Genomic DNA, 14,779 nt, shown 5'->3' on the forward strand with positions numbered 1-14,779 from the left:
GTCGATAGGCTAGAAAGTCAGTGTCCGGCCGGGCGCGCGCCGGCGGGCCAGCCGCGCATGCACGCCGCCGAACACGAGCGGCACGAACAGCAGCGTCGAAACGGTGGCGAACAGCAGGCCGCCGATCACCGCGCGGCCGAGCGGCGCGTTCTGCTCGGCGCCTTCGCCGAGACCGAGCGCCATCGGCACCATCCCGATGATCATCGCGAGCGCCGTCATCAGCACCGGGCGGATCCGCGTCGCGCCGGCCTCCAGCGCGGCCGTGAGCGGCGGCGCGCCGGCCGCGAGGCGCTGGCGCGCGAACGACACGACCAGGATGCTGTTGGCGGTCGCGACGCCCACCGTCATGATCGCGCCCGTCAGCGCGGGCACGCTCAGGTGCGTGCCGGTGATGAACAGCATCCATGCGATGCCGGCGAGCGCGGCCGGCATCGCGCTGATGATGATCAGCGGATCGAGCCACGACTGGAAATTCACGACGATCAGCAGGTAGACGAGCACGATCGCCATCGCGACGCCCGCGCCGAGGCCGAGATACGACGTGCGCATCGTCTCGACCTGGCCGCGCACCGTCAGGTCGGTGCCGCGCGGCAGCGTCGCGCGCGCGTCGGACACGATGCGGTCGATCGCGCCCGCGACCGAGCCGAGGTCGCGGCCCTCGACGCTCACGTACAGGTCGATCGCCGGGCGGATGTTGTAGTGCGTGATCACCGCCGGGTTCGCGACGGGATGGATCTGCACGAGGTTGCCGAGCAATTGCAGCGGCATGCCGGTGCGCCCGCTCGCGGAAATCGGCGTGCCGAGCAGGTCGTCGATCGACGCGATGTTGTATTGCGGGGTCTGGATCTGCAGCGGGTACTGGACGCCCGAGCGCGGATTGATCCAGAACGACGGGGTCGTCTGGGAACTGCCGGACAGCGAGATCAGCATGTTCTGCGCGACGTTCTGCGCGGAGAGGCTGAGCTGCTGCATGCGCGTACGGTCCATGTCGGCCACCAGGGTCGGTTCGTCGTTGCGCTGCAGTACGTGCACGTCGACGGTGCCGGGGATTTGCCTGATCTTCTTCATCAGGCTGCTCGCGATAGCCATGTTACTCGCGAGATCGTTGCCGAGCACCTGCACGTCGATCGCGGCCGGCTGACCGAAGTTGAGGATCTGCGTGATGATGTCCGACGGCTGGAAGAAGAATTCGACGCCCGGGAAGCGCTGCGGCAGCAGCGTGCGCAGCGTCTGCACGTAGTGCGCGGTCGCGCGGTGCCCCGGCTTCAGCGCGATCATCAGTTCGCCGTCGAGCGTGCCGATCGTGCCGCTGTTGCTGTACGACAGGTTGATGCCGCTCACCGGCAGCCCGAGGTTGTCGACGATCGCGCCGAGCTCGTCCGCCGGCACGGTTTCGCGGATCACGCGCTCGACCTGGTCGGCAAGGCGCGCGGTCTCCTCGATCCGGTAGCCGGTCGGCGCGCGCATGTGCAGCCGCAGGTTGCCGGAATCGGCGTTCGGGAAGAAGTCACGGCCGAGCACGAACACGAGGCCGGTCGACAGCACGCAGAAGCCGAGGAAGCACGTCGCGTAGAAGCGGCGGCGCACCAGCAGCATGCTGAGCAGCACGATGTACCACGCGCGCAGCCGCTCGAACGCGGCGTTGAACGCGTGATGGATACGCGCGAAACGCGACGTCGAATGATCTGCGCCGCTGGTGGCCTGCTGCGGGCGGAACAGCAGCATCGCGAGCGTCGGCACGAGCGTGCGCGACAGCACGTAGGACGCGAGCATCGCGAACACCACGGCTTCGGCGAGCGGCACGAACAGGAAGCGCGCGACGCCCGTCAGGAAGAACATCGGCACGAACACGATGCAGATGCACAGCGTCGACACGAACGCGGGCACCGCGATCTCGCCCGCGCCTTCGAGGATCGCGTCGTGCAGATTCGTACCGAGATGCAGGTGCCGCTCGATGTTCTCGATCGTGACGGTCGCGTCGTCGACCAGGATCCCGACCGCGAGCGCGAGCCCGCCGAGCGTCATGATGTTGATCGTCTCGCCGAGCGCGGAGAGTGCGATCAGCGACGTGAAGATCGACAGCGGAATCGAGATCGCGATGATCAGCGTGCTGCGCCAGTTGCCGAGGAACAGCAGGATCATCATCGCGGTCAGCACGGCGGCGATCAGCGCCTCGTGGATCACGCCCTGCACGGCGGCGTTGACGAACACCGACTGGTCGAACAGCGGCGTGATCGTGAGTCCTTCGGGCAGCGTCGGGATCACCTTCGGCAGCAGTGCCTTCAGGTCCGACACGACCTTCAGCGTCGACGCGTCGCCGGTCTTCAGGATCGACATCAGCACGCCGCGCTGGCCGTTCTGCCGCACGACGTTGGTTTGCGGCGCGAAGCCGTCGCGCACCGACGCGACCTCGCGCAGGTAGGTCGTCGCGCCGTTGACGGTCTGGACCGGCAGGCCGTTGATGTCCGCGACCGTGTCGGCAGACGCGTTCGTGTCGATCCGGTATTCGGTCTGACCCATCTTCGCGGTGCCGGTCGGCAGCACGAGGTTCTGGGTGTTGACCGCGTTGACGATGTCGGCGGGCGTGAGGCCCTTCGCGAGCAGCGCCTGCGGATCGAGGTCGATCGCGACCACGCGCGTGCGGCCGCCGTACGGAAACGGAATTTGCGCGCCCGGGATCGTGATCAGTTGCGGCCGCAGGAAGTTGAGCGCGATGTCGGCGAGCGACTGTTCGCTGAGCGTCTTGCTCGACAGCCCGAGCTGGATCACCGGGATGCTCGACGCCGAATAGGTGATCACGAGCGGCGGCGTCGCGCCCTGCGGCATCTGCCGCACGATCGCCTGCGCGGACGAGACCGTCTGCGCGATCGCGGTCTGCACGTTCGCGCCGGGCTGCAGGAACACCTTCACGACCGCGATGCCCGGCAGCGACGTCGACTCGATGTGCTGGATGTTGTTGACGGTCGTCGTCAGGATCCGTTCATGGACGGCCGTGATGCGGTTGGTCATCTCCTTCGCGGAGAAGCCGGTGTAATTCCAGATCACGCTGATGACGGGAATGTTGACCGCCGGCAGGACGTCGACAGGCGTGCGCATCAGCGCGAGCGGGGTGGCCAGCACGATCATGATGGCCATCACGATGAACGTGTAGGGGCGCCTGAGCGCGAGATTGACGATCCACATGGAGGCGGCGGGACAGGCGGTGATCAGGCGGCGGTGAGGGGAACCCGAATGATAGGCGTCGGGGCTGAACGAGTCACTGACACGAAACTGGCGGATTTGTCAGGTTCGGCGCGCGGCGACTGAGGCGACTTCAGGTCGATTGATCGGATGAAACGCGCACGGACGCCGATGCCCGAAAAAGGCCGCCGCACCGCACGCGCATGCCGCAGCAGCGACGCTTCCGTTCATCGGGCGTCGCTCAGATCTGTTCCATCCCGACCCGCGCGAGCGCGGCCAGGTCGACGACTTCGATCTGGTTGTACGCGAGCCGCAGCACGCCGAGTTTCTCGAGTTGCTGCAACGCCTGGTTGATCCGCTGCCGCGACACGCCGACGAGCATTCCCAGTTCCTCCTGCGAGATCGCGAGCGACGGGCCGGTGTCCGGATACAGCGCGGGGTTGAACAGCTGCGCGAGCGCCTGTGCGACGCGCGCGTCGACATCGAGCAGCCGGCTGTTCTGGATCGACGCAATGAACTCGCCCATCCGGTTGTTCAACTGGTGGATCACGAAGCGCGTGAACGGCAGGCTCGTGTCGAGCAACGCATGGAACGTGTCGACCGGGACGAACAGCACGATCGAGCGCTGGACGGCGACGACTTCGTACTTGCGCAGCTCGCGCTTGATCACGCTGCCTTCGCCGAACCAGCCGCCCGACGGCACGCCGGAAAACGTGCAGCCGCGCCCCGACGCGTTGAAGATCGCGAGCTTCAGCAACCCGCGATGCACGCCGATCCAGTATTCGGACGGTGCGAGCCGCTGCGCGATCACGTCGCCGGCCTCGCGCTGCTCGGCGCGCGACTGCGCGAGCACGAGCGCCTGGTGTTCCGGCGCCAGCGCGCGGAACCACGCGCACTGGCCGAACAGCACGGACAGGGCGGGCAACGGGCCCGGTTCGAGCGGCGTGTCGGCCGGCGGGCTGGCCGGCGGGCTGACAGCGGCGGCCGCGTCGGGCGGCGCAACGAGGTGGTCGTGCATGGTTGCGGGTTTGCGAGGATAGGGATAACGCGCAGCGCTCGTGAGGCACTCTGTCGTTTCGATGACAGACGGCTCACAATAGCGCCCGTTAGGCTAGCGGCAATTGAACCACATCAAGACCGGTCGGGGTGCATGCACACTTGCCGGATACGAGGCCGACGCACGCGCCGGTCGACAGAAAACGGGAGACAGGATCATGACGCAGATGTTCGAGGCCGGACTCGGCCGCCGCGATGCCAACTACGTGCCGCTCACGCCGATCGACTTTCTGGTCCGTGCGGCCGAAGTCTACGGCGCGCGCCTCGCGATCGTGCACGGCGACGTGCGGCGCACGTGGGGCGAGACCTACACGCGGGCGAAGCAGCTCGCGAGCGCGCTCGCGCGGGCCGGCGTCGCGCGCGGCGAGACGGTGGCCGCGCTGCTGCCGAACATCCCGGCGATGGTCGAGGCGCACTTCGGCGTGCCGATGGCCGGCGCCGTGCTCAACACGATCAACACGCGGCTCGACATTTCATCGGTGCTGTTCATGCTGCGTCACGGCGAGGCGAAGGTGCTGATCGTCGACACCGAATACGCGGAGCTCGCGCATCGCGCGGCGCTCGAAGTGCCGGGCCTGAAGATCGTCAGCGTCGCCGATGCGATGCCGGCCGACCCCGCGCGCTTCGCGGGCGCGACCGACTACGAGGCGTTCGTCGCGGGCGGCGACCCCGACTACGCATGGACGCCGCCCGCCGACGAGTGGGAGGCGATCGCGCTGAACTACACGTCCGGCACGACGGGCGACCCGAAGGGCGTCGTGTATCACCATCGCGGCGCGTATCTCGCGGCGATCAGCAACCTCCTCGAATGGGACATGCCGAAGCACGCGGTGTATCTGTGGACGCTGCCGATGTTCCACTGCAACGGCTGGTGTTTCCCGTGGGCCGTCGCGGCGCGCGCGGGCGTGAACGTGTGCCTGCGCAAGTTCGACGCGAAGACGGTGTTCGACCTGATCCGCAGCGAACGCATCACGCATTACTGCGGCGCGCCGATCGTACAGAGCGCGATCGCGAATGCGCCGGCCGAGTTGCGCGCCGGCATCGATCACACGGTGCACGCGATGGTCGCCGGTGCCGCGCCCGCGCCGGCCGTGATCGCGAAGATGAAGGAGATCGGCTTCGACCTGCTGCACGTGTACGGATTGACCGAGGTCTATGGCCCGGCGACCGTCTGCGCGAAGCAGGCGCACTGGGACGAGCTGCCCGACGACGAGCGCGCGCGGCTCAATGCGCGGCAGGGCGTGCGCTATCACCTGGAAGCGGGCGCGACGGTGGTCGATCCGGACACGATGGCGCCGGTGCCGGCCGACGGCGAGACGCTCGGCGAAATCATGTTCCGCGGCAACATCTGCATGAAGGGCTACCTGAAGAACCCGCACGCGACGGAGGAAGCATTCCACGGCGGCTGGTTCCATACGGGCGATCTCGGCGTGCTGACGCCGGACGGCTACATCCGCATCAAGGATCGCCGCAAGGACATCATCATTTCGGGCGGTGAGAACATCTCGAGCATCGAGGTCGAGGATGCGCTGTACCGGCATCCGGCCGTCGCGGTCGCGGCGGTGGTTGCGATGCCCGACCCGAAGTGGGGCGAGGTGCCGTGCGCGTTCGTCGAGCTGCGCGAAGGCGCGAGCGCGACCGAGGCGGAGATCGTCGCCCACTGCCGGCAGTTGCTCGCGGGTTTCAAGGTGCCGAAGGTCGTGCGCTTCGGCGAGCTGCCGAAGACGTCGACCGGCAAGATCCAGAAATTCCAGCTGCGCAACGCGGTCGGATCGGACAAGGCGATCGACCTGGCGGGAGACAAGAAGTAACGGCGACGGGGCGTCGTGCGGGCGGACGCCTTGATGCGTGAATGCGCCAATGCGTCAAGGCGCCAAGGCGCCAAGGCGTCAAGGCGTCAAGGCGTCAAGGCACGACGAGCCACGCGATCGCCAGATACCGCCCGACCTTCGCGATCGTCACGATCGCGACGAAGGTCGGCAGCGGCTCGCGCAGCACGCCGGCGATCATCGTCAGCGGGTCGCCGATCACCGGCGCCCAGCTCAGCAGCAGCGACCAGCGGCCATAGCGCCGATACCAGCCCTCGGCGCGCGCGAGCGCGGCCGGCTTCACCGGAAACCAGCGGCGGTCGCGGAAGTGCTCGATGCCGCGGCCGAGCGCCCAGTTGACCGCCGCGCCCGCGACGTTGCCGACGCTCGCCACCAGCACCAGCGCCCACACGGGTTCGCGCCCGGCGAGCAGCAGGCCGGCAAGCACGGCTTCGGACTGGAGCGGCAACAGGGTTGCGGCGACCATCGACACGGCGAACAGGCCGCCGTAAGTGAGCAGTTCGGACATCGCGCGATTGTACTGGTCGTACCGGCCGCATGTCGGCCGGCATGGGGTGGCGCGCGCCGCAGCGCGCCACGTCACGCGCGCAGGCGGCCGCTCAATTCCAGCCGACCATGATCGCGCCCATCCCGACCAGCAGCCCGCCCGTCACGCGATTCATCGCGCGCATCCGCGCCGGCCGCTGCAGCGCACGGCTCAGCCGGTGCGAGAACAGCGCCATCGACGCGACGCCGCCGGCGAACAGCAGCGCGAAGCTCGCCGCGAGCAGCAGGAATTGCGCGTTCAGGCTCCAGTCGGGATCCGGGACGATGAACTGCGGAAAGAACGACGGAAAGAACAGCAGCGTCTTCGGGTTCAGGCCGGAGGTGGCGACGCCGCGCCAGAACAGCGCGCGTCCGGTGGCGGTGTCGTCGGGTGCCGTGTTGCCGGCGTCCGTCGACGCGGCGGGCGCGGTGACCTGCGCCCGGCCGAGCCATTGCTTGCAGCCGAGCCATACGAGGTACGCGGCGCCGGCCCAGCGCAGCACGGTCAGCGCGTGCTCGTCGAGGTGAACCAGCGAATTCAGGCACAGCGCGGTCAGCGCGAGCTGCAGCATCACGGCGAGCGTGCCGCCCCAGACGCACGGCAGCGCGCGGCGCCAGCCGGCGCGCAATGCCTGGTTCATCGTGAGGAGGTTGACGGGGCCGGGGGCGTAGATGAGGACGGCGGACGCAGCGAGGAACGACAGATAAAGCCTGAACGACATGACGGGAGTGCGGAAACGGAGGATCAGGCGCCGGCCCGTGCGACCGGGTAGGCGCGCGGGGGGCGGGACGTTGCATGCCTGCGTGTCCTGCGCCGCAACTCGTGATTGCGGCCAGGCGTCCCGGTGCGAAGGGGTTGTCGCGGGGAGCGTGCCGGACACCAGGCATGGAGAAAATGTATCAAGCGGGCCGGTTAAAAGGCTTCCTGTTTTCCAGCAAAACGCACCCGAAACCGGAAGCCTGTTCAGATAGAATGCGGATTTTCAGTAGAAGATTCTTCCTGTCATGGCTACCCGCGAACGCACGCCGAAAACCCTCGACAACCAGGACCGCAAGATCCTCGGTGCACTGCAAAAAAATGCGCGCCTGTCGAACGCCGAACTGGCCGAACAGATCGGCATGTCGACCACCGCCTGCTGGAACCGCACGCGGCAGCTCGAACTCGACGGTTACATCGACGGCTACGTCGCGCTGGTCAACCAGCGCATGCTCGGCTACGCGGACATCGTGATCCTCGAAGTCACGCTCGATCGCCACGAGGACGATGCGCTCGCGCGTTTCGGCGCCGAACTCGCGGCACTGCCCGAAGTGCTCGAGGCCTACCTCGTATCGGGCGAATACGACTACTGGATCAAGGTCGCGGTGGACGGCACGGCCGGCTACGAACGCTTCCTGCGCGAGAAGCTGTACAGGATTTCGAGCATTCGCCACAGCCGCTCGATGTTCGCGCTGCGGTGCATGAAAGATGTGCCGTCGATTCAGGTGTGAAGACGGGGGCGACGCGTCGCGCGGCGTCGTGACGACGCGGTTCGCGGCGGTGCTGGAGAAGGGCGGGAATCGGGCTGTCGCGACCGTTGCGCGCGGCCCGAAGCCGGATACCGGCAGGCCATGCCCGCGCGGCGGGAAAACGGATGAATCTTCCGTGACGGCCGGGCCCGGCGCATGGTGCGCAGCGGGCATGCATCGGCTACGCAGCGGCCGGACATTCCGGGAAGCTCCGATCGACACCGTGCCGACAAGTTCGTCGGCACCGGCATCCGCGTATCGACATCGCTGCGACCGTGCTCACAGCGCGTGAGCACCATGCCATCGACGGCATTCGCCCTTTTTGCGCCTTCCGTCCGGCGCCCCATGCCGGACGCGGCGGCCTTTCGGCGCGCGTCCCGGCGAGGCGCATCAGACGGATGGAGATGGCGTGCGGCCGGCTGGCGGCCGGTCGCCGCGCTTAGCGCGGCAGGCGTGCGTGCGCTTCAGCGATGACTGCGCAGTTCTCGAGGTGCAGTGCCCATGCTTCTGCAAGCAGCTCGCCGACACGTGCGAGCCAGCCAGCGGATTGGGTGGAACGATCGGAGACATTAGACGTTTGCATGACGAAGCCCCATGTAGGTGGCGAGTTAGGGATAACCCTAATCATAAAGAAACGTCACCGTCTTGTGAAATGCGATTTCGTTATATGAGAATTACTGACAATTTATGTTGCTGCCGCGCAACATGAGCTACACCACCTTCTGCGTGGCGGACAGGCGTGCCGAGACCGCGGCGAGCGCGGCCTCGCATTGACGGGCGAAAACGGAAAGCGGGGCGACGAGAACGGGCGCGGCAGCGCGGCGGCGATTACCCGCCGATCCACCCGAAGCGCCACGACAGGCGGCGCGCCGCGGCGAGCAGCGTATGCGCGAGTTCGCTGTGCGGCCCGCGCGGGAAGCCGCGCGACGAGCCGATGATCGCAATCACGAGCCGGATGCTGCCGGTGTGATCGAACACGGGCGCGGCGATCGTCCCGATGCCCGGCACCGGCGCATCGAATGCGAAATCGAGTTCGTCCGCGCGGATCGTCGCGAGCCGCGCGCGGAACGCGTCGTCGACCTGCGTCGCGCGGCCTGCGAGGCGCACCGGCTCGTCGGCCAGCAGGCCGGCCAGCACGTCGTCGGACATGCCGGCCGCGAACATCCGCCCGATCGCCGTATTCACGAGCGACATCACCGTGCCGACCTGAAGGCTCACGTGCTGCGGCCGCGCCGATTCCTCGAGACGGATCACGGTCGGCCCGAGCGGCCCGAGCGTCGCCGCGGCCACGCTCAGGTCGGTCGCGGCCGCCAGCGCGACGATTTCGGCTTCCGCATCGCGCGTCGGCGACACGCGCTGCATCGCGATCAGGCCGAGCGCCTGCGCGAGCGGCCCGCCGCCGAAGCAGCCCGCGTCGTCGCGGCTCAGCAGGCCGATCTTCTGCAGGCTCACGAGGTGCGGAAACGCCTTCGCGGCCGGCATGCCGGCAGCTGCCGCGAGATCGCGCAACGGCAGCGCACGGCCCGCCGAGACGAGCGCGAGCAGCAGTTCGCCCGTGCTGTCGAGCGCGTTGATGCCGCGCTGCGCCTTCGTGTCGTCGGCGAGCGCGGGCGGCATGCGCTGCGTGGCCGGCGGCATGCCCGGCGCGACCGGCGGTGCGTCGCGTCCCGCGTCGAGCGCCGCGGTGGCTTGCCGTGCCGCATCGCGCAGCGCCGTCGCGATCGGGCCGTCCCAGCCGACGTCGATCGAGCCGCTCGAACCGATCACCGTCAACGCGAGTTGCAGGCGGCCGTCCGCGTCCAGCACCGGCACGCACATCGCGCTGACGCCGGGGCTCGGCCGATCCACGCCGCGCTCGATCCCGCGCGCGCGGATCGCGTCGAGTTCGGCCTGCCACGCGCGGGCGTCGGACGGGGGCTGGTCGCCTTCCGCGCCGGCGAGCGTGGCGCCGGCGCCGGCCTGGCTGGCCGCCATCGCGTCGAGCTGGGCGGGGTCGCCGAACGCGCGGAACACCCGGCCGGTCGCCGTCGTGTCGAGCGACATGACGGATCCGACGTGCAGGTTCACGTGCAGCGGATAGCCGCCGTGCTCGATGCGCACGATCGTGGGCCCGAGCGCGCCCGGCACCGACAGCGCGACGCTCAGGCCGACCGCTTCCGCGAGCCGCGCCGCGTGCGGCAGCGCCGCGCGATAGGCCGGCTGTCGCTCGATCGACATCAGCCCGAGCCGCAGCGACAGCGGTCCCGGCTCGTAGTTGCCGGTGAGCGCGTCGCGCTTCACGAGCGCGAGCCGCGTCAGGCTGACGAGATAGGTGTGCGCCTGCGCGGTCGACAGGTCGGCCGCGGCCGCCAGCTCCGACAGCCCGAGCGGCTTGCGCCGGCGCGCGAGCGCGTCGAGCAGCCGGCCGCCGACCTCGACGCTCTGGATCCCGCGCTGCGCCTTGGGCGGCGCGTCGTCTGCGCTGACTTCGTGGTTCTGCACGCGATGATTCTTCCGTTGACGAAACCCCGCATGGTATCCGACGCCATTTGACGCGCCAGCCCGCAGGTTTACCCGTATTAGACAATAGCAAGCGACTTTGTCATTGACAAATAATCGGCGCGGGAAGATGATCCGCTCATTCCCCTCAACACATGGCTCGCAGCCACGGAACGCAACATGGCCAAAGCATTCGCCTCCCAAGCCGATCTGGAAGAGAAGAAAGTCACCTGGACGCAGCTGTCCGAGAACGCGTACGCATACACCGCCGAAGGCGACCCGAACTCGGGCGTGATCATCGGCGACGACAGCGTGCTGATCGTCGACACGACCGCGACGCCCGCGATGGCGCAGGACCTGATCGCGAAGATCCGCAGCGTGACCGACAAGCCGATCAAGCACGTCGTGCTGTCGCACTACCACGCGGTGCGCGTGCTCGGCGCGTCCGCGTATTTCGACGAAGGCGCGCAGCACGTGATCGCGAGCCGCGGCACCTACGAAATGATCGTCGAGCGCGGCGAGGCCGACATGAAGTCGGAGATCGAGCGGTTCCCGCGGCTGTTCGCGGGCGTCGAGACGGTGCCGGGCCTGACCTGGCCGACGCTCGTGTTCGAGCGCGAGATCACGCTGTTCCTCGGCAAGCTCGAGGTGAAGATCATGCACGTCGGCTCGGGCCACACGAAGGGCGACACGATCGTCTGGCTGCCGTCGCAGAAGGTGCTGTTCTCGGGCGACCTGGTCGAGTACGACGCGGCCTGCTATTGCGGCGACGCGCAGCTCGAACAGTGGCCGGCCACGCTCGAGGCGCTGCGCGCGCTCGGCGCGGAAAAGCTCGTGCCGGGCCGCGGCCCCGCGCTGCTGAATCCGGCCGAAGTGAACAAGGGCCTCGACTACACGAAGGACTTCGTGACGACGCTGCTCGCGCAGGGCCGCAAGGCCGTCGAGCGCAAGCTCGACCTGAAGGCGTCGATGGCGCTCACGCGCGAAGCGATGGATCCGAAGTTCGGCCACGTGTTCATCTACGAGCACTGTCTGCCGTTCGACGTGTCGCGCGCGTACGACGAGGCGAGCGGCATCACGCATCCGCGCATCTGGACCGCGCAGCGCGACAAGGAAATGTGGGACGCGCTGCAGGACTGAGCGGGTCACCGCGGCGGGGCGTCCGGGCGGGCGCCGCGCCGTTTTCCTGACGGCGCCTGAGCGGCGGCCGCATCGCGCGGCGGTTCAGGGAGCCGACTTCCGATCTCACAAGAAAGCCGGGCGCATGCACGCCCGCGGAGACTGCTGCGCGCGCGAATCGCGCGGCCCGTTTGGAGAGAGACATGCCCCAATCGCTTCCCGCCGAAGCGACGATCGCGCACGCGAGTGCCGCGTCGTCTTCCGTCCACGAATCCGCGTCGGCACCGGCTGCCGGCGACGCGCTGCTGTTCCGCAAGATCGCGTGGCGGATCGTGCCGTTCCTGTTCCTCTGCTACGTCGTGTCGTTCCTCGACCGCATCAACATCGGCTTCGCGCAGTTGCAGATGAAGCACGACCTCGGCTTCAGCGATGCGATGTACGGCCTCGGCGCCGCGGTGTTCTACGTCGGCTACGTGTTCTGCGAGGTGCCGAGCAACCTGCTGCTCGCGCGCTTCGGCGCGCGCCGCACGTTCACGCGGATCATGCTGCTGTGGGGCATCGCGTCGACCGCGATGATGTTCGTGTCGCAGCCGTCGCATTTCTACGTGCTGCGTTTCCTGCTCGGCGTGTTCGAGGCCGGTTTCTTTCCGGGCATCGTGCTGTACCTGACCTACTGGTTCCCGGCGAACCGCCGCGCGGCGGCGATCTCGGTGTTCTTCGCGGGTGTCGCGGTGGCGGGCGTGCTCGGCGGCCTGATGTCGGGCTGGATCATGCGCGACATGAGCGGCGTGCTCGGGCTGCACGGCTGGCAATGGATGTTCGCGATCGAAGGCGCGCCGGCGATCGTGCTCGCATGCTTCGCGTTCACGTACCTGGTCGACCGGCCGCAGGACGCAGCGTGGCTCACGTCCGACGAAAAGGCGCGCGTCGCCGCGCTGTGCAGCGATGGCGGTGCGCATGGCGCGCACAGTGCGCACGACAAACGCAGCCTGGTCGCCGCGCTCGCGAACCCGCGCGTCTACCTGTTCGCGTTCATCTATTTCTCGCTGACCTGCGCATCGCTGACGCTCAACTTCTGGATGCCGCTGATGATCCGCGATTTCGGCGTGACCGACGTCGTGTCGGTGAGCCTCTACACGGTCGTGCCGAACGCGGTCGGCGCGGTCGGGCTGATCCTGATCGCCCGCCATTCCGACCGCACCGGCGAGCGCCGCAAGCACTTCGCGTGCTGCACGATCGGCGGCGGGCTGGCACTCGCGGCGCTGACGCTGCACCTGCACAGCTTCGCGGCGATGCTCGCGTGCCTGTCGATCGCGGCGACGCTGATCTTCGCCGCGTTGCCGATCTTCTGGGCCGTGCCGACCCGCTACCTGTCCGGCAACGCGGCCGCGGCCGGGATCGCGCTGATCAGCAGCATCGGGATCACGAGCGGCATCGTCAGCCCGTGGGTGATCGGGCTGATCCGCACGCGCACCGGCAGCATGGATCTCGCCGTGTACCTGCTGGCCGCGCTGCTCGCGCTGAGCGGCGCCGCGCTGATGCTCGGCGTGAAGGGCGAACCCGCACGCCGCGCCTGAATCGCGGCCGGGCGCTGCCGGCGGGCGGCGGCGACCGGCGCCGAATTTCCTGTCAGCACCGTATCCGCATCCATCGAGGAGACGATCGATGTCAGCCCATCTTCAAGCGAACGCCGCGCAGGCGGTTGCGTCCGGTTCCCGTGCGCCGGCGTCGGACAACGACGCGCTGTACCGCCGCATCGGCATGCGGATCGTGCCGTTCCTGTTCATCTGCTACATCGTGTCGATCCTCGACCGCAGCAACATCGGCTTCGCGCAGCTGCAGATGCGGCAGGATCTCGGCCTGACCGATGCGATGTACAGCCTCGGCGCGGTGCTGTTCTTCGTCGGCTACGTGCTGTTCGAGGTGCCGAGCAACGCGCTGCTGCGCCGCTTCGGCGCGCGCCGCACGTTCGCGCGGATCATGGTCCTGTGGGGCGCGGTGTCGGTCGCGATGATCACCGTCGACAGCGCGAAGCACTTCTACGTGCTGCGCTTCCTGCTCGGGCTGTTCGAGGCCGGCTTCTTCCCGGGCGTCGTGTTCTACCTGACCTACTGGTATCCGGCGCGCCGGCGCGCGTCGGTGCTGTCGATCTTCTATGCGGGCGTCGCGGTGGCCGGGATGGTCGGCGGGCTGCTGTCGGGCTGGCTGATGCGCGCGATGTCGGGCGTGCTCGGGCTGCACGGCTGGCAGTGGATGTTCGCGATCGAGGGCGCGCCCGCGATCCTGCTCGGCGTGATCGCGTGGTTCTGGCTGTGCGACCGCCCCGAACAGGCGCGCTGGCTGTCCGACGGCGACCGCCAGCGGCTCGCGGCCGACCTGGCCGCCGACCGGGCGGAGGCGCCCGCGCATGCGGCGTCGTCGCTGCGACAGGTGCTCGCCGCGCCGCGCACCTGGCTGTTCGCATTCATCTATTTTTCGCTGACGACGGCGCTGTTGATGCTGCTGTTCTGGATGCCGCTGATGATTCGCGAATTCGGCATTCACGACGTCGTGCACATCAGCCTGCTGTCGATCGTGCCGAACGCGATCGGCGCGGCCGGCCTGATCGCGATCGCGCGGCGCTCCGACCGCAAGCGCGAGCGTCGCCGGCACTTCGCCGCGTGCGCATTCGGCGGTGCGGTGGCGCTCGCGTTGCTGACGCTGCACTTGCCGAGCATCGTCGCGATGATGGCGCTGCTGTCGATCGCGGCGATGCTGATCTTCGCCGCGCACCCGGTGTTCTGGGCCGTGCCGTCCGCGTATTTCTCGGGCGCCGGCGCGGCGGGCGGGATCGCGCTGATCAGCAGCATCGGCGTATCGAGCGGGATGATCACGCCGTGGATCGTCGGGGTGATCCGCACCCGTACCGGCAGCATGGATGCGGCGATGCTGATGATCGCGGGATTGCTGGCCGCGTGCGCGGTCGCGATGCTGCTCGGTGTGCGGGCGACCTCGCGCGACGCGGCGCCCGTGGCGCGTTGATCGCGTGATGCGTCGACGCGGCGCGCGTACGACGGGGTGGGCGGCCAGGACGGGCGCGAGCCCGT

10 protein-coding genes are annotated in these 14,779 nt (G+C 68.4%); 5 read left to right on the top strand and 5 right to left on the bottom strand.

From position 1 onward, the window contains the following. Positions 1–9 precede the first annotated feature (9 nt). Together U4012_RS01000 and U4012_RS01005 are read right to left on the bottom strand one after the other, a co-directional pair. A complete protein-coding gene (locus U4012_RS01000) occupies positions 10–3,183 on the bottom strand; it encodes an efflux RND transporter permease subunit (protein ID WP_321795387.1) in 3,174 nt (1,057 codons plus the stop codon). Between the two features lie 238 nt (positions 3,184–3,421). Further along, entirely contained in the window at positions 3,422–4,198 is a 777-nt protein-coding gene (locus U4012_RS01005) for a Crp/Fnr family transcriptional regulator (RefSeq protein ID WP_321795389.1), read from the bottom strand. 196 nt (positions 4,199–4,394) lie between these two features. On the opposite strand from U4012_RS01005, the gene U4012_RS01010 reads away from it, so the two are divergent. Beyond that, the gene (locus U4012_RS01010) at positions 4,395–6,047 is read left to right on the top strand and encodes an acyl-CoA synthetase (RefSeq protein WP_321795391.1); all 1,653 of its coding nucleotides are present in this window, start codon (positions 4,395–4,397) and stop codon (positions 6,045–6,047) included. 94 nt (positions 6,048–6,141) lie between these two features. Here the strand turns inward: U4012_RS01010 and U4012_RS01015 are convergent, their stop codons facing one another. Continuing rightward, positions 6,142–6,573, bottom strand: coding sequence for a YqaA family protein (locus tag U4012_RS01015; RefSeq protein ID WP_321795393.1), 432 nt, complete (start codon positions 6,571–6,573; stop codon positions 6,142–6,144). A gap of 91 nt (positions 6,574–6,664) precedes the next feature. Further along, positions 6,665–7,312, bottom strand: coding sequence for a LysE family translocator (locus U4012_RS01020; RefSeq protein ID WP_321795395.1), 648 nt, complete (start codon positions 7,310–7,312; stop codon positions 6,665–6,667). A 283-nt stretch (positions 7,313–7,595) separates the two neighbouring features. On the opposite strand from U4012_RS01020, the gene U4012_RS01025 reads away from it, so the two are divergent. Further along, entirely contained in the window at positions 7,596–8,078 is a 483-nt protein-coding gene (locus tag U4012_RS01025) for an Lrp/AsnC family transcriptional regulator (protein ID WP_006755380.1), read from the top strand. 846 nt (positions 8,079–8,924) lie between these two features. Here U4012_RS01025 and U4012_RS01030 read toward each other — a convergent pair. Continuing rightward, positions 8,925–10,577 (bottom strand): IclR family transcriptional regulator, encoded by a 1,653-nt coding sequence (locus U4012_RS01030; protein WP_321795397.1) that lies wholly within the window; start codon positions 10,575–10,577, stop codon positions 8,925–8,927. Positions 10,578–10,754: 177 nt separating this feature from the next. On the opposite strand from U4012_RS01030, the gene U4012_RS01035 reads away from it, so the two are divergent. From U4012_RS01035 to U4012_RS01045, 3 genes are all read left to right on the top strand, one after another. Next, positions 10,755–11,714 carry an MBL fold metallo-hydrolase gene (locus U4012_RS01035; protein WP_044843030.1) on the top strand — a complete coding sequence of 320 codons (960 nt, stop codon included), beginning with the start codon at positions 10,755–10,757 and terminating at the stop codon, positions 11,712–11,714. A gap of 182 nt (positions 11,715–11,896) precedes the next feature. Continuing rightward, on the top strand, positions 11,897–13,270 hold the full coding sequence (locus tag U4012_RS01040) for an MFS transporter (RefSeq protein WP_321795400.1): 1,374 nt from the start codon (positions 11,897–11,899) through the stop codon (positions 13,268–13,270). Between the two features lie 88 nt (positions 13,271–13,358). Then, on the top strand, positions 13,359–14,714 hold the full coding sequence (locus tag U4012_RS01045) for an MFS transporter (protein ID WP_321795402.1): 1,356 nt from the start codon (positions 13,359–13,361) through the stop codon (positions 14,712–14,714). The last annotated feature ends 65 nt before the right edge of the window (positions 14,715–14,779 follow it).

It is taken from the genome of Burkholderia sp. BCC1988 (genome assembly GCF_905339895.1).
Lineage (GTDB): Bacteria > Pseudomonadota > Gammaproteobacteria > Burkholderiales > Burkholderiaceae > Burkholderia.

What these genes read in the sequence shown, in the direction of transcription:
- U4012_RS01025 (WP_006755380.1), top strand. Translation starts at nt 7,596, where the DNA reads ATGGCTACCCGCGAACGCACGCCGAAAACCCTCGACAACCAGGACCGC.
- U4012_RS01035 (WP_044843030.1), top strand. Translation starts at nt 10,755, where the DNA reads ATGGCCAAAGCATTCGCCTCCCAAGCCGATCTGGAAGAGAAGAAAGTC.
- U4012_RS01020 (WP_321795395.1), bottom strand. Translation starts at nt 7,312, where the DNA reads ATGTCGTTCAGGCTTTATCTGTCGTTCCTCGCTGCGTCCGCCGTCCTC.
- U4012_RS01010 (WP_321795391.1), top strand. Translation starts at nt 4,395, where the DNA reads ATGACGCAGATGTTCGAGGCCGGACTCGGCCGCCGCGATGCCAACTAC.
- U4012_RS01045 (WP_321795402.1), top strand. Translation starts at nt 13,359, where the DNA reads ATGTCAGCCCATCTTCAAGCGAACGCCGCGCAGGCGGTTGCGTCCGGT.
- U4012_RS01015 (WP_321795393.1), bottom strand. Translation starts at nt 6,573, where the DNA reads ATGTCCGAACTGCTCACTTACGGCGGCCTGTTCGCCGTGTCGATGGTC.
- U4012_RS01040 (WP_321795400.1), top strand. Translation starts at nt 11,897, where the DNA reads ATGCCCCAATCGCTTCCCGCCGAAGCGACGATCGCGCACGCGAGTGCC.
- U4012_RS01005 (WP_321795389.1), bottom strand. Translation starts at nt 4,198, where the DNA reads ATGCACGACCACCTCGTTGCGCCGCCCGACGCGGCCGCCGCTGTCAGC.
- U4012_RS01000 (WP_321795387.1), bottom strand. Translation starts at nt 3,183, where the DNA reads ATGTGGATCGTCAATCTCGCGCTCAGGCGCCCCTACACGTTCATCGTG.